21 protein-coding genes and 2 pseudogenes are annotated in these 17359 nt (G+C 48.5%); all 23 read left to right on the top strand.

The features are described 5' to 3' along the window. The first annotated feature begins 40 nt into the window (after nt 1-40). On the top strand, nt 41-583 hold the full coding sequence (locus ACLD3P_RS21550; protein WP_411006732.1) for a DUF2514 family protein: 543 nt from the start codon (nt 41-43) through the stop codon (nt 581-583). A gap of 249 nt (nt 584-832) precedes the next feature. After that, nucleotides 833-1363, top strand: coding sequence for a KilA-N domain-containing protein (locus ACLD3P_RS21555; protein WP_001109263.1), 531 nt, complete (start codon nt 833-835; stop codon nt 1361-1363). Nucleotides 1364-1397: 34 nt separating this feature from the next. Beyond that, a pseudogene (locus ACLD3P_RS21560) lies at nt 1398-1688 on the top strand (DUF2514 family protein); the annotation flags it as partial. 74 nt (nt 1689-1762) lie between these two features. Continuing rightward, nucleotides 1763-2173, top strand: a complete 411-nt coding sequence (locus ACLD3P_RS21565; protein ID WP_001222152.1) for a hypothetical protein — start codon at nt 1763-1765, stop codon at nt 2171-2173. Between the two features lie 88 nt (nt 2174-2261). Then, complete coding sequence (locus ACLD3P_RS21570; RefSeq protein WP_411006733.1) at nt 2262-2567, top strand: hypothetical protein; 306 nt, start codon at nt 2262-2264, stop codon at nt 2565-2567. 102 nt (nt 2568-2669) lie between these two features. Beyond that, a complete protein-coding gene (locus tag ACLD3P_RS21575; protein ID WP_411006734.1) occupies nt 2670-3020 on the top strand; it encodes an HNH endonuclease in 351 nt (116 codons plus the stop codon). A 341-nt stretch (nt 3021-3361) separates the two neighbouring features. Beyond that, entirely contained in the window at nt 3362-3799 is a 438-nt protein-coding gene (locus ACLD3P_RS21580; RefSeq protein ID WP_020843844.1) for a phage terminase small subunit P27 family, read from the top strand. Then, on the top strand, nt 3799-5523 hold the full coding sequence (locus ACLD3P_RS21585; RefSeq protein WP_411006735.1) for a terminase large subunit: 1725 nt from the start codon (nt 3799-3801) through the stop codon (nt 5521-5523). Before ACLD3P_RS21580 ends, ACLD3P_RS21585 begins: the two co-directional genes overlap by 1 nt. A 172-nt stretch (nt 5524-5695) precedes the next feature. Beyond that, complete coding sequence (locus ACLD3P_RS21590) at nt 5696-6955, top strand: phage portal protein (protein WP_411006736.1); 1260 nt, start codon at nt 5696-5698, stop codon at nt 6953-6955. Between the two features lie 38 nt (nt 6956-6993). Beyond that, nucleotides 6994-7911, top strand: a complete 918-nt coding sequence (locus tag ACLD3P_RS21595; protein WP_411006737.1) for a S49 family peptidase — start codon at nt 6994-6996, stop codon at nt 7909-7911. A 74-nt stretch (nt 7912-7985) separates the two neighbouring features. Then, nucleotides 7986-9272: a phage major capsid protein gene (locus tag ACLD3P_RS21600; RefSeq protein WP_411006738.1), complete on the top strand. Its 1287-nt coding sequence runs from the start codon at nt 7986-7988 to the stop codon at nt 9270-9272. Between the two features lie 55 nt (nt 9273-9327). After that, nucleotides 9328-9618, top strand: a complete 291-nt coding sequence (locus ACLD3P_RS21605; protein WP_411006739.1) for a hypothetical protein — start codon at nt 9328-9330, stop codon at nt 9616-9618. Next, nucleotides 9599-9922: a head-tail connector protein gene (locus ACLD3P_RS21610; protein WP_411006740.1), complete on the top strand. Its 324-nt coding sequence runs from the start codon at nt 9599-9601 to the stop codon at nt 9920-9922. Before ACLD3P_RS21605 ends, ACLD3P_RS21610 begins: the two co-directional genes overlap by 20 nt. Further along, a complete protein-coding gene (locus ACLD3P_RS21615) occupies nt 9919-10263 on the top strand; it encodes a head-tail adaptor protein (protein WP_079773296.1) in 345 nt (114 codons plus the stop codon). The genes ACLD3P_RS21610 and ACLD3P_RS21615 overlap by 4 nt, the downstream gene beginning before the upstream one ends. Further along, nucleotides 10244-10633, top strand: a complete 390-nt coding sequence (locus ACLD3P_RS21620; RefSeq protein ID WP_023228904.1) for a hypothetical protein — start codon at nt 10244-10246, stop codon at nt 10631-10633. The genes ACLD3P_RS21615 and ACLD3P_RS21620 overlap by 20 nt, the downstream gene beginning before the upstream one ends. Continuing rightward, nucleotides 10630-11031: an HK97-gp10 family putative phage morphogenesis protein gene (locus ACLD3P_RS21625; RefSeq protein ID WP_069720979.1), complete on the top strand. Its 402-nt coding sequence runs from the start codon at nt 10630-10632 to the stop codon at nt 11029-11031. Before ACLD3P_RS21620 ends, ACLD3P_RS21625 begins: the two co-directional genes overlap by 4 nt. Nucleotides 11032-11063: 32 nt before the next feature. Further along, nucleotides 11064-11537 carry a major tail shaft subunit gene (locus ACLD3P_RS21630; protein ID WP_023197200.1) on the top strand — a complete coding sequence of 158 codons (474 nt, stop codon included), beginning with the start codon at nt 11064-11066 and terminating at the stop codon, nt 11535-11537. Nucleotides 11538-11608: 71 nt separating this feature from the next. After that, on the top strand, nt 11609-11971 hold the full coding sequence (locus ACLD3P_RS21635) for a hypothetical protein (RefSeq protein WP_020843855.1): 363 nt from the start codon (nt 11609-11611) through the stop codon (nt 11969-11971). 250 nt (nt 11972-12221) lie between these two features. Further along, entirely contained in the window at nt 12222-15557 is a 3336-nt protein-coding gene (locus tag ACLD3P_RS21640; protein WP_411006741.1) for a phage tail tape measure protein, read from the top strand. Between the two features lie 3 nt (nt 15558-15560). Further along, on the top strand, nt 15561-15893 hold the full coding sequence (locus ACLD3P_RS21645) for a phage tail protein (RefSeq protein WP_020843857.1): 333 nt from the start codon (nt 15561-15563) through the stop codon (nt 15891-15893). A 9-nt stretch (nt 15894-15902) separates the two neighbouring features. Beyond that, nucleotides 15903-16598 carry a phage minor tail protein L gene (locus ACLD3P_RS21650; protein WP_020843858.1) on the top strand — a complete coding sequence of 232 codons (696 nt, stop codon included), beginning with the start codon at nt 15903-15905 and terminating at the stop codon, nt 16596-16598. Nucleotides 16599-16682: 84 nt separating this feature from the next. Then, complete coding sequence (locus tag ACLD3P_RS21655) at nt 16683-17207, top strand: hypothetical protein (RefSeq protein ID WP_141023721.1); 525 nt, start codon at nt 16683-16685, stop codon at nt 17205-17207. A 58-nt stretch (nt 17208-17265) separates the two neighbouring features. After that, a pseudogene (locus ACLD3P_RS21660) lies at nt 17266-17359 on the top strand (phage tail protein); the annotation flags it as partial.

Consider the following 17359-nt stretch of genomic DNA (forward strand, 5'->3'; position numbering starts at 1 on the left):
ACAGGCGAGAGCGCTTTGAAAAAGCAAAATCGGTGCTGGTATGAATCTGTTACCTGTATTGCTTAAAAAAATCTGGAAGCCATTAGCAGAAATACTGCTGGTGGCTTTTTTGTTATGTGCGGCAGCGTACTGGTGTTATTCACGAGGTTATCAGAAAGCGGATACATCCTGGAAATACCAGTGGGCGCAACGAGACCTTACCGATGCGACCGCTGCATTGCAGCGTGAAGTAACCGAACGAGCGAAAGAACAGCGTCGCCAGCACGCCGCAGATGAAGAACGGAAAAGAGCCGATGAAGAACTGGCAAAAATACAGGCCGATGCTGATGCTGCTGAGCGTGCTCGCGGTGGGCTGCAACAGCAGCTCGCAGCAGTACAACGGCAACTTGCAGGAAGTGAAACCGGCAGGCTTTCCGCTCTTGCCGCAGCAAGCCAGGCAAAAGCCGAGACCGGAATACTGCTCGCCCAGTTGCTTGGCGAAGCTGACGATCTGGCGGGAAAGTTCGCAAAAGAGGCTGATGAGCGTTATGTCGCCGGAAGCACATGCGAACGTACCTGGGACAAAGTGACCGGGCAGAAGTGAAACCTGGTGACTGCTGGCCGAGGTTTCCCGGAGGCATTCTGATGAATAGAGATTTTGACAAGTGACTTTCAGGAAAATGCCTCGCACTAGCGGGGCATTTTTACGTCTGCAGTAAACGCGCTTCACACGCGCGACTTCTGAACACAGAACCTTTCAGGATGACCCTTGAGGATGCCGGTTTGGTAATCGGTGCCTTTCTGTGGGCCGGAATCCTGTGTGACAAGGTTCATCACTAAAAGGTAATCACTGATGAATTATCAAACAGTTATTGTCAATGGTGTGTCCGTTCGTGTTGATGAGGGGGGACGCTACAACTTAAACGATCTCCATGCAGCAGCAGTTGCAAATGGCGAGGCAACTGAATCTCAACGTCCCAGTAATTTTCTGAGGAGTGCACAGATTAAACGGTTCATTTCAGCACTAAAAGCCAAAGCTCAAAAAAGAGCTTTGAAAGAGATTCAACCACTTAAAGTAATAAAGGGTGGGGTTGATTCTGGTGTGTGGGGTGTTGAACTACTGGCAATCAGATATGCAGCATGGATTAAGCCGGAATTTGAAATCGAAGTTTATGAAGTTTTCAAAACGGTTGTCCGTCTCGGCGTTGGTGCTATGTCTCGCCTGAACAAAATTGACCACATCATCAACACGGAAACCAAAGCGATAAGCCAGTGCGCAAGTCAAATGGCTAAGTGGGGCGTTGGTGGGCGGAAAAGATTGCTTCACGTTGCTCGTGAGCGAGTAGTGAATGAAGTGCAAATGTATTTACCCGGCATGGTGTGATTACAGCCGGTTAATCCAGTTTGTGCATTACGACAGTACTGCTGGCCTGTCTGTCACTGTTAGCCAGCTGCGTGCCGAAGCAGAAAAACTTGCCACCCGCCTAGACGCCGCAAAGCACACCGCAAATCTTGCCGCTGCCGTCAGAAGCAAAACAGCCGACGCCACCGCCGGAATGCTTGCCGACATGCTCGGAGATATTGCAGCAGAAGCTAAACGATATGCTGCAATCGCTGACGAACGTTACACCGCCAGGATAACGTGCGAATGGATACATGGCTCTTTAAGAGAAGAAAAAAATATGTTGAGTCGGGGAAAGTCATATTGATTTTTGTTAACATTACTATTTTGGTAGGGTGTTAATTGATATAATGAAGAATTCATTACTACGAGAATTTCATTATGAGAATAAATATTGATTACCTTAAGGGCCTAACTGGACTTTTTTTAGAATCCAATCAGCACTTTTTAACCATATCTGAATTAATTGAATCGGGTTATGACATTACTACCGGAGAGGGGGCATTTCATGCACTGCTGCTTGCAGAACAGGGCTATATAAGTAATTTGAAAAATGAAACTGGAACCCCTGAGTCCATCGGTTTGTTTGTCACCAGGAGTGGAGACTTTGATTATACAAATTCAAAGCTTAGATTAACGACTGATGGTATGGAATTTGCATTGTCTCTAGATAAGGACGATGTTTTTGAGCGCTTGAAGAATCTTAGTAATGAACCTATTTCAGTAATAAAAGATGTTGGTGTTGAATTATTGAAAGGGTATGCAAAAAAGAAATTTGGTCTGAGTGTTTAAATTTAGTTAAATTTCATGGTGATATTTACATTAACTATCCGTCATAATTTAACACTTAATTTCTGAATTATGGCAACACGAGGTGTAAATGGCTGAATTAAATTATGAGGCAATTGGGCGTTGCAAAGTACTTGGCGAAAGTATCAGACGACTTGATATAGACCGCAACAAGTACATCCAAGAGTTACGCGCTGAAGTATCTAGATTAAGTAAAGGTAACTCGAATGCTACTCCACCAGTGATAGTTATCTTTGATATAAATCTGATTAATACATTATCGGAGAGAGTTGCCATTGCTGATAGTGATCTTATGTCAGCTGTTACAGAGTTTAACAACTGGTGCCAGGATGCAGGAGAGAAACCTGTAGTTCTTAAAGAACCTTTCCGTACATAACTGCTAGATTATCACTACCACTTATTTACATAGCCTCGCATATGCGAGGCTTTTTTATGTGCAGAACACGAGCACCACCATGGATTTTTGTAAGGATGAACCATGCCAGCACTAATTCCTCGAGCCTGTCGTAAGCGCGGCTGTCACAGTACAACAACAGATCCATCCGGATATTGTGAAAGCCATAAAAGTGAAAGCTGGAAGCAATACAAGCCAGGCCAGTCCCGACATCAGCGCGGCTACGGTTCGAAGTGGGACATTATCCGTGCGCGTATCCTGAAGCGTGATCAATACCTGTGTCAGAACCATCGACGGCAGAAGATAGCTAAGAAAGCGACCAGCGTTGATCACATCATTCCAAAAGCTCATGGCGGCAATGATGATGATTCGAATCTGGAATCGTTATGCTGGGAATGCCATCGGGCCAAGACAGCCAGAGAGAGACTGAACTGATGGTGTATATCCACTGCACATATTGTGGTTCAAAACTGCATTCAGTCGCTAACTGCCCAAAAACATAAGGTGGTTCATCGCGCCGCGCCAACCTGCGCTGCGGCTATTGTGAGCAGTCAGGGCATAACTCTAATGCCTGTCTACACAATGTGAGCAGCGGTCGTCGGCGCAGCCTGAATGATGGCTTCCACCTTGATTGATGCCTACACAGGCCAGGGGGTAGGGGGGTAAAATCCCTGCCCCCTTTCGCGCTTCAGGACTGCCGCTCCCGTCAAATTTTTACGCGCCCAAATTAAGAAACTTTTTTCCGGAAGGCTCAGCCTATTGAATTGGAGGTTTTGATGGGTATTGCTGTGCGATCTTCCGGTGGTGGCCGTAAGCGCAATTTGCCTCAGGGTCAGAAAAGCAAGCTGACCAGGATTGCACCGCCAGATGAGTTAATGAGCGATATAGCGATCCGTATCTGGAAAACTCAAAGCAAAATTTTAATCGAACGCGGTGTTTTTGATCTTGAAGACGCGCCGTTACTCCTGGCGTACTGCAATGCGTTTCATCTGATGGTTGAGGCCGAAAAAGTCATCGCGAAAGATGGGCTGACCGTATCAAGTGAAATGGGGGGTGAGAAAAAACATCCTGCAGTCAATGTCCGTAATGACTCCGTTTCGCAGCTGGCCCGTCTGGGTTCACTTCTCGGGTTAGACCCGCTCAGCCGCATAAGAATGACCAGCGGTAAAAATGATCCGGACGATGAAGGGAATGAATTTGATGAGTTTGACTGATGGCTACATATCCGAACGTCAATGCGGCGAACCAGTATGCGCGGGACGTCGTGAACGGGAAGATACTGGCCTGCCGGTTAACCATTCTTGCCTGTCAGCGACATCTGGACGACCTGGAACGCGCCAGAGATCCACACTGGCCTTACCGCTTCGATAAAAATAAAGCAGAACGTTTCCTTCGTTTTTCCCAGAAAATGCCGCATACATCCGGTGAGTGGGCTCGCCGGAAACTGCGTATTGATTTTGAACCCTGGCAGAAATTTGCGCTGGGCGTGCCGTTTGGCTGGGTGCGGAAGGATAATGGTTTTCGTCGCTTCACTGAGATTTACATCGAGGTGCCACGTAAAAACGGCAAATCGGCGATCGCGGCGGCCGTTGGTAATTATATGTTCTGCGCCGATGGTGAGTACGCTGCGGAAGTTTACTGTGGCGCCACGACGGAAAAACAGGCATGGAAAGTCTTTGCCCCTGCTCTGGCAATGGTGAAAAAACTTCCGGCTCTGCGCCAGAAGTTCAGCATTAAACCCTGGGCGAAGAAAATGACGCGCCCGGATGGTTCCCTGTTCGCACCCGTTATCGGCGATCCCGGCGATGGTGATTCACCCTCCTGCGCCATCATCGACGAATATCATGAGCACGATACTGACGCGCTCTATACCACTATGACCACCGGTATGGGGGCGAGGGAACAACCCATCACGCTCATCATCACGACGGCAGGCTTTGATATTGCCTCGCCTTGTTATGAAAAACGTGCTCAGGTGGTCGAGATACTGGAGCGTATCCGGGAAGGTGGTGAAAACGAGGCAATTTTCGGGATCATCTACACGCTGGATGATGACGATGACTGGACGCAGCCGGAAGCGCTGATCAAAGCCAACCCGAATTACAACATTTCGGTGAAAGAGGGATTCCTTAAGGCCAAGCAGCAGCTGGCGATATCCACGCCCAGCCAGACCAACAAAATACTCACCAAGCATTTCAATAAATGGGTGAGTTCAAAAGCGGCTTACTACAACCTGCAGAAGTGGATGACCACGGCAGACAAGACACTCAGACTGTCCGATTTTGCGGGGGAAGAGTGTTATCTCGGTATCGACCTGGCTTCAAAGCTTGACCTTAACGCGGTTGTACCCGTTTTCCGCCGGGAAATTGACGGAGTAAGCCATTACTACTGCGTTTCGCCTCTGTTCTGGGTGCCAGAAGATACCGTGTATTCGACAGATCCGGCGCTAAAAACTACCGCCGATCGCTATCAGTCCTTTGTTAATCAGGGCGTGCTGGTTCCGTCTGACGGTGCAGAGGTGGATTATCGCCTTATTTACGAAGCGATCCTGAATTTACGGGAGACGGTGAAAATAGCGGCCAGCCCGATTGATCCCTATGGCGCCACCGGCCTTTCCCATATGTTGCAGGATGAAGGGCTGGAGCCCGTCACCATCACCCAGAACTACACCAACATGAGCGACCCGATGCGAGAGATTGAGGCTGCGATCGCTGCTGGCCGCTTCCATCATGACGGTAATCCGCTGATGACCTGGTGCATCTCTAACGTTGTCGGTAAGTATTTACCGGGTAGTGATGATGTTGTACGTCCGGTAAAAGAGGGGGCCGGCAACAAAATCGATGGTGCGGTTGGCCTGATGATGGGGATCGGCCGCGCGATGCTCAATGGCCGGGAGATTAACTCATCCGTTTATGACGAGGAAGATGTGGCATGTTAATAACGATTTTAAGCTTTTTTATCGGCCTCGCCGGAGCCTGTCTGATGTCTGCCGGTGCATGGCTGGTCTCACCAGCAGCCGGTTTGATCGTGGGGGGAATAATTTGTCTGGTATGGTCATTCTGCATTGCTCTTATAGCGTCAGACGGCATACAAAAATCAGGGGGTGAATAATGTTCATTCCCCAGATGTTCCGGGGTAAATCACGATCTGGTGGCGGTTTTTGGGAAGCGATGCTGGGAGGGGTCAGTTCAAACCAGAGTAAGGCGGGAATAATTATAACTCCCGAAACAGCGATAGCATTATCGGCTGTCCGGGCGTGTGTTACGCTTCTTGCTGAATCAGTCGCACAACTACCGTGTGAACTGTACCGGCGACGCGATAACGGAGGCCGGGAACGGGCCACTGACCATCCTGTTTATGATCTGATTCATTCCCAGCCCAATAAAAAAGACACTTCATTTGAATACTTTGAACAGCAACAGGGCCTGCTCGGGCTGGAGGGAAATTGCTACTCGATCATCGACAGGGATGGAAAAGGGTATCCCCGCGAATTAATCCCGGTTAATCCCAAAAAAATCATAGTTCTGAAAGGACCGGACGGGATGCCATATTATGAACTACCCGAAATTGGCGAAACATTGCCAATGCGCATGATGCATCATGTGAAGGTCTTCTCGCTGGATGGCTATATCGGCAGTTCCCCAATACAGACGAACGCGGATGTTCTTGGGCTAAACCTGGCCGTGGAAGAGCATGCTTCTCAGGTCTTTCGCCGGGGCACAACGATGAGCGGCGTTATTGAGCGTCCAAAAGATGCCCCAACAATCAAAAATCAGGATGCTATCGACCGCCTGCTGGCAAAGTGGACGGACAGATATTCCGGCGTAAGAAACGCATTCTCTGTTGCATTACTTCAGGAAGGGATGAGCTACAAACAGCTATCTCAAGATAATGAGAAAGCGCAGCTGTTGCAGTCCAGGCAGTGGGGTGTTGAGGAGGTCTGTCGGTTATATAAGATCCCGCCACATATGGTGCAAATGCTGGAGAAGGCGACCAATAACAATATTGAGCATCAGGGATTGCAGTTTGTCATGTACACGCTGCTTGCCTGGCTGAAACGGCATGAAGGCGCGCTGATGCGTGATCTGCTGCTCCCCAGTGAACGTGGTGAGCTGTATATCGAATTTAATGTATCAGGATTGCTGCGTGGAGATCAGAAATCACGTTATGAATCATACGCACTTGGGCGCCAGTGGGGCTGGTTATCAGTTAACGATATTCGCCGGATGGAAAACCTGCCTCCGATTCAGGGAGGTGATAAGTATCTGACGCCGTTGAATATGGTTGATAGTACTAATTTACTTCCCGGGAAAAATAAACCGACGGCACAACAGATGCTTGAGATTAAAGCCATCCTGGGAGAAGAGTAAGCCAGTCCGTAATACGGGCTTTTTTAATGGTGGAAACCATGACGAAATTGATTAACCTGCCTCATCTGGCAGATCAGGTATTTGGCGTGCCACATTATGCTACGCGCCAGACAATGGACTCGGTTAAAGCGGTGCTTATCCCCCGGATTCAGGGTGCTGTTACCGATGCAGGAATTACTATGGCGCTGACTCCGGATAACCAGCCTGAGCCAGCAATGGAACAGCCAGCAGGTGGTATCGCTGTCATCTCCGTTCATGGGATTCTGGTTCCGCGTCGTGGGCAGATAACGGCGATGTGTACGGAACTGACGAGCTATGAACGAATCCGCAGCCAGCTTTATATGGCGCTGAATGACCCTGCAATTAGCGAAATTGTTCTGGATATAAATTCAGGAGGCGGAGCTGCTGTAGGGTGTAAAGAGCTGGCTGATTATATATTTCAGTCACGTGATATAAAACCAATTACAGCGATCGTGAATTACAGCGCGTATTCAGCTGCATATTTTATTGCGTCAGCCTGCAGCAAAATTATCGTTAGTAAAACAAGCGGAGTGGGTTCAATCGGCGTTATTTTTGAGCATATGGAAGCATCGAAATGGGAAGATAGCGTTGGGCTGAAATTCACCACTATTTATCGTGGTGATAACAAAAATAATGGTACGCCACATGAGCCGCTGAGTGAGCAGGCACATTTGATGTTCCAGGGAATGATCGATGATATGTACGAGGTATTTACGGCATCTGTAGCTGAATATCGCGGCATGAATCAGCAGGCTGTTATTGATACCCAGGCAGGACTTTACTTTGGTGCCGATGCTATTACTGCCGGTCTGGCTGATGAGGTGTCAGATCCGCAGTCTGCTATTAACGCTATTGCAGATAAATACAAAAAACCGCAGCAGGCAACGTCAATTAAGCTTCAGGCCGCAGTAATGGACCAGCAAGCAAAAATGTAACCCGACGCGAACGCGTCATTATCAGAAAGCAGCCTCCGGGCTGCTTTTTTTTATGCCAAAAAGAGAGAAAAAACATGGATCATATTGAAGAATTACGTCGTGAACGCGCGGGTATTAATCAGCAGGTTCAGGAACTGGCAGCAGTTGAAGCCGGCGGCGGTACGTTGACGGCAGAGCAACTGACGAAGTTCGCCAGCCTGCAGCAGCAGTTTGGTGATATCAGCGCCAAAATCGACCGTCTGGAAGCGGCTGAACGTGCGGCAGCTGTTGTGGCAAAACCAGTTAAAGCGACGCAGCAGGCACCTGCTGTCAGCGTTAAAACAGAGCCTAAGCAATATACCGGCGCCGGGATGACCCGTCTTGTTATGTCGATTGCAGCTGCACAGGGTAACGTTCAGGATGCTGCAAAATTTGCGGCAGAAGAACTGAATGACCCATCTGTATCGATGGCTATTAATACGGCGGCGAATTCTGGTGGAGTTCTTATCCCGCAAAACCTCCACAGCGAGGTGATCGAACTACTGCGTGATCGCACCATCGTTCGTAAGCTGGGCGCCCGCTCTATTCCGCTGCCGAACGGCAATATGGCGTTGCCGCGTCTGGCAGGTGGGGCGACGGCGAGCTATACCGGCGAAGGTAAGGATGCCAAAACGTCAGAAGCACGCTTCGACGATGTGAAACTTACCGCGAAAACCATGATTGCGATGGTGCCTATCTCTAACCAGCTGATTGGTCGCGCCGGGTTCAACGTAGAGCAACTGGTATTGCAGGATATTCTTACCGCGATTTCTGTCCGTGAAGACAAGGCCTTTATGCGTGATGATGGCACCGGCGATACCCCAATCGGGATGAAGGCCCGCGCTACGGAATGGAACCGTCTGAAGGAATGGGATTCCGCTGCCGACATTAACCTGAATACGATTGATACGTATCTCGACAGCATCATCCTGATGGCAATGGATGGTAACAGCAACATGATTAGCTGTGGCTGGGGTATGTCCAACCGTACCTACATGAAACTATTTGGCCTGCGTGATGGTAACGGTAATAAGGTTTACCCGGAAATGGCCCAGGGATTGCTGAAGGGGTATCCAATCCAGCGAACCAGCGCGATTCCTGCAAATCTGGGTACTGGTGGTAAAGAGTCAGAGATTTATTTCGCCGACTTTAACGATGTCGTTATTGGTGAAGATGGCAACATGAAAGTGGCGTTCTCGCAGGAGGCGTCATATCAGGATGCAGACGGGAATCTGGTATCAGCGTTCTCCCGTAACCAGTCTCTGATCCGTGTCGTTACAGAGCATGATATCGGCTTCCGTCATCCGGAAGGTATGGTGCTTGGCACTAAGGTTCTGTTCTAACCATTGACGAATATGGCCCGCAAATGCGGGCTTTTTCTTTTTCAGGAGAAAAGTAATGGCAGGTAAGACACCAAAAACCGCAATTAAAAATGAAGGTACTGCGGATACTGACCAAACCAGTACCCATGAAGATGGGACCACGGTCCCAACGGAAGTTAACGTAGAACGTAAGGCTGTAACATTTCTGGGACCATATCATCGCTATTCCCGCGGTGATGTAGCCTGTTTCGATGTTCAGTATGCGGAAGCATTGGTTGATCGACGAATTGCCGTCTGGCCAGAAGATGCGAAAAAAGTATTAAGTCCCCAGTCGGGAGCCAGTGATCATGATACTGACATTGGATGAAGCTAAGACGCAGCTCCGTCTGGAGCTGGATTTTACCGCTCACGATGAGTTGTTGTCATCGCTGATTAATGCCGCACAACGAAGCATAGAAAGAACCTATTACTGCAGGCTGGTTGAGAGTCAGGAACAGCTCGATGCGCTGGGTGATGGTGAAAATGGCTACGTTATTGATGAAGATATTAAGCTGGCAGCGAAAATGATGGTCTCGCAGTGGTATCTCAATCCAACAGGAACTGGTGACGAGTCTCCTGCCGATCTGGGCGTTGAATATCTGCTGTTTCCGCTCATGGAGCATACGGTATGAGTGATAAACCACTTCGCCCCGGTGAACTGAACTGCCGGATAAAACTGAGCCATATTGAAATCGGGCGTGGGCCGCTTGGTGAGGAGCTTCCTGCCAGAGAGGTTCTGGATGGTGAAGCATGGGCTAAAAAGGAGCTGGTTTCAGGCCGTAAGGTTCGAACGCTGGATCAGCAACAGGTGGTTGAAACCTGTCTTTTTACGTTGTACCCGCGTGCAGTTGATATTGACTGGAAAGTCGCCACGACGAACCGAATTTATACGGTCAGGAACGTTGAGCGACTGGCAGATCGCATCGTTATAACCGGGGAGGCAGATACACGTCATGATCGAGTCAGCAATTAAGACGGCGCTGGAACGGATTACAGGGATGGCGGCTTATCCGCTTTTACTTCCGGATACTGTACAGGCAGGCGTGACGTTTCAACGAATTTCCGATCCGGGAATCTACGCCGGACTATTGCGAACAGGTTTGATTGCAGGCCGCTTTCAGATCTCACTTTACCTCCTGGATTCCTATACAGACCTGTTGCGACTGGACAGGAAAATCTGGTCCGAATGGAAGCAGATCGTACACGGCCAGCTTGACGGTTTTCCGGTTCAATATGTTGATCGAGGAGGGATTCATCAGGATAAAACAACCCTGACAAACGGGCGTAACCAGTACCGACTGGTTCGTGACTTTACCTTTGTTTATCCGGAATCAGCAGAATGATCAAAATGGAAGTTACAGGCCTGGATGAGCTGGAACGCCAGCTGATGGCCCTCGGAGAAAAAGTCGGTACAAAAGTCCTTAGAGATGCTGGTCGGGAAGCGCTAAAAGTTGTTGAAGAGGATATGAAACAACATGCTGGCTACGACGAAACATCTACAGCACAGCATATGCGTGACTCTATCAAAATACGCAACTCCAACCGAAAGAGCCGTGGTAGCACAGTAGTAACACTGCGGGTCGGTCCCAGCAAACAACATTATATGAAGGCATTAGCGCAGGAGTTCGGAACGGTTAAACAGGTGGCAGAACCGTTTATCAGACCAGCGCTGGACTATAACGTCCAGACTGTGCTGCGTGTGTTAGCTGTGGAAATCAGAAACGGCATTCAAAACAGGTAGCGACCGCTGCCAATATACAAAGAGAGAAAATTATGGCTGATCAAAAAACATCGCCAGAATATGCGATGCTGCCTGCCGGAACGATCGTCAAGTACGGCGAGGTTGGTGACGCTGAAGCAGCACTGAAACCTCTGGTTAACTGTAAAGCACTTGGAGCGACCGGACAGACAGGAGGCTTTGTCGATTGCACCACGCTTCTTGATACAAGTAAGCAATCCATTTCCGATTTGCCGGAAGGGCCGGAAAAATCGCTGGGATTTATTGACGATCCGACGAACAGTGATTTTGCAGCGTTCCTTAATGCAGCAGAGCAGCGTAAAACTGTCCAGTTTTATATCGAACTGCCTAATGGCCGGACAGCATCAATGATTCTGGCTTTGGCAGGCTGGCAGGTTAACGAAATCACCGCCCCGGCCAGCGAGGTTATTCAGATTACCGTTCAGGGTAAGCAAAATAATATTAAGTGGGGAACAAAATCCGCAGCCCCGTCGGCACCAGGGAGTTAATTACTTATCTCTGACTATATCGCCGCCTGTTTATGGCGGCTTTTTTTTATTTTCGTTATACAGGATGAAATATGTCTGAATTTAACCTTTCAAAACTGAAAACAGCGCTGCTTAAAACTAAATCTGAGCCAGTTGAGACGGAAATTTTTGGCACAAAAGTTTATTTGCGCCGACTGACTGCAGCTGAATTGATTGATCATGAGGATGCGCTGATTGAGGCCCAGACAGAAGGTAATTCCCGTAAGGCGTCTGAGCTTAGTGTGCAGATCGTTGTCGACAGTCTGGTAACACCAGATGGTGAGCCAATTAAAGATAGCGATAAACCTACAGCACAGGAACTGCTGGCGGCACACGACAACGTCGAGCTTCTGGATGCTATCGATAAGGTCAAAAAACATTCCATCGGTAAGCTGGAAACCGCCGAAAAAAACTGAGTGACTCGCCCTGGCTGGAGCTGATTTTCTGGCTGGCCGATCGCTGGGGCGAGCCTGACCCGTCAAAGATTGCCGCACTGCCGGCAGACATACTTTTCCACTGGCGTGCTTTCTTCCTGAAACAGGGCATTTTTCAATGGCCCGAAGCAGAAGATATAAGCGCATCCACGCCATCTGTTGAATCATCTCCCGCAACGGTTAATCAGAGTATTGATGATCAGTGTGCGGCTGTTATGAGGGCATTAATGTAATGGGTGACGTTGCCTCTCTTGCCGTCGGGCTGCATCTCAATGCAGCTAATTTTAAATCACAGCTGATGAGCGCCTACGGTGATGCCGACAACCAGTCACGCCGTTTTAACCGCAATGCCCAGGCTGATGCTAAAAAAACAGAGGATGCATACCGGCGTGTTTCTGAGTCCGTAACCGGGCTTGCTGGCAGGCTGGCAGGATTTGCCGGAGCTGGTTTATCACTCGGTGCAATCATCAATACGACTCGTCAGTACGCACAGTCATTATCTGATTTACAGGCTATTACTGGCGCCAGTACTGCGCAGATGAAGTTATACGATCAGGCGGCACAGGAAATGGGCCGCACGACTGAATACAGCGCATCGCAGGCGGCTGAGGCTATCAAACTGATGGCCTCGGCTAAACCAGAGCTTCTGAGTACCTCTGAAGGGCTTTCTGCTGCTACTAAAAGCGCCCTGACGCTGGCGCAGGCAGCAGGTACGACGCTCCCGGATGCAACCAGAACACTGGCACTGTCATTAAACCAGTTTGGCGCCGGTGCGGAACAGGCCGATCGCTATATTAACGTACTGGCCGCAGGGGCTAAGTACGGCTCGTCTGAAATAGTGGATACCGCCGCTGCCATTAAAAATGGTGGCGTGGCGGCAGCACAGGCAGGCGTAGGGTTCGAGCAGCTTAATGCTGCAATTCAGGTACTTGCTGCGCGAGAAATTAAAGGTGGTGAAGCAGGGACAGCTTTACGTAACGTCATCCTCAACCTTGAAAAAGGGGCGGACAAAAGTCTGAAACCATCTGTCGTTGGGTTAAGCCAGGCGCTGGCTAATCTTGCAGGGAAAAACCTGTCGACGGCACAGGCGGTTAAACTTTTTGGTGTGGAAAACATCACTGCGGCATCGATACTGGTTGATAACCGGAGCAAACTGGATGAATTGACCACTGCGCTGACAGGAACGCAGACGGCACATGAGCAGGCTGCCATCAGGGTTAATAACCTGAACGGTGATCTCATGGGGCTAACCTCCGCGTTTGAGGGATTAATTCTGAAGGTTGGGCAGAGCGGAGATGGCCCGCTGCGCAGTGGTGTTCAGACCATTACAGAAGCGCTGAACGGGCTGGCGGATAATTTTAATACGGTTGCCAACGTAGCGCTGTATACGTTGATTCCTGTGCTATCAACAAAATTGACGAGCGGGGTAAGGGAGAGCGTTGTCGCCTGGCGTGAAAATCAGACGGCAGTGAAGGCCGCCGCACAGGCACAGGCAGATATAGCTCGGAAAACGCTGGAGAGCACATCTGCAATTCTGGCGCAGAATAATGCTGAATTTGGCCATTATCGTGAGATGGAAAAAAAGGCCAAATTATATGGTTTGAATGTCAGTTACCAGAGTGATTTCAACCGCCTGATCAGGCAGGAAACTGAGCAGACACTGCTGGCCACACAGGCTAAAAACCAGCTTACTACAGCTAACAGGCAGTTATCGTTTTCAGCGCGATCTGCATCAGCAGCCATTGGATTAGCTAAAGGGGCGCTGGCATTGGTTGGCGGCCCGTTTGGTGCAGCTATGTTGGCTGGGTCAGCGTTGTTATATTTTCATCAACAGGCTAACGATGCACGCCAGTCGGCAATAAACCTGAAGGATGCTGTTGTTGAAACTACCGCTGCTTTGATGCAGCTTTCAGATAAACAACTGGCGGTTAAAGAGATTGATTATCGCGACAAATTGGACAGCCAGCTGGAAGAACAGCGCAAACTGCAGGATGTCCTGAAATATATGAACAAACAGATCGACCAGTCTAATAAACAGGGCTGGATTGGTGATGTGTTTGGTAATAAAAGCGAGATGGACGACGCCCGTAAACGAGCAGAAGAAAATCTTGAATCGGTTAATAAAGGGATTCAGAAAACCCGTGATAATCTGGTCAACGTCGGCAAGGCAAAATTTCTGGTTAAAAACGGCATCGCTGATTATGCTAATCAGTTAGCCAGTGATATCAAGACGATAACAGCAAGTACAAAATCAGAAATTGGACAGGATACTCCTTCCACGCCCTGGACAGGTCAAGACGGTGACGGCGGTAAGGGGCAAAAGGCAAAGGCTAACCAGTATGAGCAACTGCGGCGTGAAATCGAAGCGGTACATGCCTCAAGTCTTGGCCGTATCAACCTACAAGAGCAAGAAAGCGCCAGAAAACTCCTTGAAGCCGCTCGCGCTGACGGAGCCAGTGAGGCAGATATTCAGAAGACGCTGCTGCTGAATGCTGAAAACTACCAGAAAAAGCGTCTCGAACTGGCGGAGCAGTATGCGCCAGTCAGAGCGTCGCTGAATAAAGAGCGCGAAGCGAGCTGGGAGTTAAAATCCCTTTTAGATGCTCGCCTTCTTACGGAAAAAGAGTATCAGGCGGCCCGAATTACGTTGGCACAAAGTACGGCCCGTGAACTGTTACAGGCCCAGGCTGATGCGGCATCTGCACCATTGCTTAATATAGCCGGGACAGTAGACCCATTGGCAGATCTTCGCAATCAGCTAACCCAGCGCCAGGCACTACTGCAGGCATATTATCAGAACGATGCGATCAGCAAAGAGCAATACGAAATGCTGAAGCAAAAAGCCGCTAAGGATTCTGCTGATTCACAATATCAGACGGCTGTAGAACTGTATCGCTCGCAAGGTGATCTCAATAATCTGAGTATTGGTCTGTTTGAGACTGCGCAGGAACGAACCAGTAATATGCTAACCGGGTTACTGATGAATACGCAGTCGTTCCGGGATGGCATGGTTAGTATGTTTGCATCACTGGCGCAGTCAGTTATTAAAAACCTGACAGATATGGCCGCGCAGGCCCTGCTGACTAATACAATCCTGAAATCCATCATGGGAATTGGATCAGGAATATCAGGCGGTTTAGGTGAAAGTACCGGAACGGCTATAAGTAGTTTTGCCAGCAGCTTTGAATTTAACGCCAATGGTGGTGTTTACGATTCCCCGTCGCTGAGTTCGTTTAGTAACGGTATTTATAATACCCCTACGTTGTTTGCTTTTGCGAAAGGTGCCGGGGTATTTGGGGAGGCTGGCCCGGAGGCAATTATGCCGTTATCCAGAACGGCGGATGGTGTACTTGGTGTCAGAGCGTTGCGAGATGCTGATGCCAGCAGCCGTGATGGTCGCGCCAGTCAAATGGTGTATTCCCCCGTTTATCATATTGCTATCCAGAATGATGGGAAAAACGGAGAAATCGGTCCACAGGCGGCCAGAAACCTTATCCAGATGATCGATTCACGGGTACAAATAACGATGCAGTCTATGCGTCGTGATGGCGGAATGCTGAGCGGGTGATCAATGAAAACATTTTACTGGATACCACGAGAGGGGATGCAGTCATCGGTTACGCCAGCGGTACAGACTGTTAAATTCGGGGATGGCTATGAACAACGAAGGCCTGCAGGACTCAATTTTAGATTAAAAAGTTTTAAGCCTGTATTCAGAGTTACGTCGGAGGAAGAGCGTCAGGCGCTGGAAGATTTTCTTTTTGATCACTCCGGGGTTAAGGCATTTTTATGGCGCCCACCAAAACATAATCGGACAATCAGAATCGTCTGCAGGGAATGGTCTGTTACGGATTATGCCTGTTATACAGATTTTAATTGTACGTTTGAGCAGGTTGTTATTTAGGAGCACAGTATGCAGGATATTCCATTGTCAACGCTGACTGAAATTACCCGGACAGAACAATCTGCACAGGTAGTTTTATGGGAAATAGATCTGACAGGAATTGGTGGCGATCGTTATTTTTTCTGTAACGAGGCGAATGAAAAGGGAGAGGCAGTTACCTGGCAGGGACGGAAGTATGATGTTTATCCTATAGAGGGTAGCGGATTTGAAATGAACGGCAAAGGTGCAGCTGCGCGCCCGTCACTCAAGGTCTCTAATCTTTACGGTATGGTGACCGGTATGGTGGAGGATTTGCAAAGTCTGGCCGGGGCGACGGTAATACGCCGGAAGGTATACGCGAGGTTTCTCGATGCCGTGAATTTCCACAGTGGCAATCAGGAGGCAGACCCGGAGCAGGAATCTGTCAGTCGCTGGGTGATTGAGCAGTGTAGTGAACTAACGTCGGTTAGTGCGACATTTGTCCTGGCAACGCCGACTGAAACTGATGGCAGCGTTTTTCCTGGGCGTATCATGCTGGCCAACACATGTACATGGATTTACCGTTCTGATGAGTGCGGTTATGCTGGCCCAGCAGTAGCTGACGAGTTTGACCAGCCGACAGCAGATCCCGCAAAGGATGCCTGCAGTCGCTGTGAACGTGGTTGTTCATTGCGGAATAATACAGAAAACTTTGGAGGTTTCCTGTCTATCAACCGTCTGAGTTAAATTAAAATATGCCTAAAGAAATCAATAGCTGCATAATGAATCAATATGATAATCTGCCCTTGTTTTAATAAAAAGGGCATAGTCATGAAGATTATTATTTGTTTAGTTTTTGTTTTTCTGTCATTTAACTCTTACGCGGGTCAATGGAAGGCTAAATACTTCAGTGACGGAATGAGAGGTACAGTAATAAAAGAGCTGGTGACTGAGTCAACTAATAATGTGTATTTCGATGCTCCATATGATGGTGGCTCAAAAATGGAGCTTATACTAAGGTCTAAATGGACAAAACTACAAAAGGGTCAGGATATTAACACTCTTAAACCAGCTGATGTCCTGTTAACAATCAAACCCGGTCAGTTTAACTGTATTCTCTATGAGGAATGCAGTATTTCTGTAAAGTTTGATGATGGTAAAATATTACGCTATAAAGCAAGAACATCATCAGATGGTAGCAGTGATGTTATTTTTATTAGAAATGGCGCATCATTTATTAAGAATGTTGGAGCACATAAAAAATTAATTATTGAAAGTGGATTTTATCAGGGTGGAAACAGACAATTCTATTTTGATATCGAAGGGTATAAAGAAAAACTAAATCAAAATATGTAAATTAAAATATATAACGTAAAAACCGCTTTGGCGGTTTTTTTATTTCTCGGAGCCAGATATGAATAGTTATGACATTCTGGCGCACGCCCGACGGTGTGCGCCTGCGGAGTCGTGCGGCTTCGTGGTGAGAACACAGGCGGGAGAACGGTATC

This window comes from Salmonella sp. 741265073_HBA, assembly GCF_046569105.1.
GTDB lineage: Bacteria > Pseudomonadota > Gammaproteobacteria > Enterobacterales > Enterobacteriaceae > Salmonella > Salmonella enterica.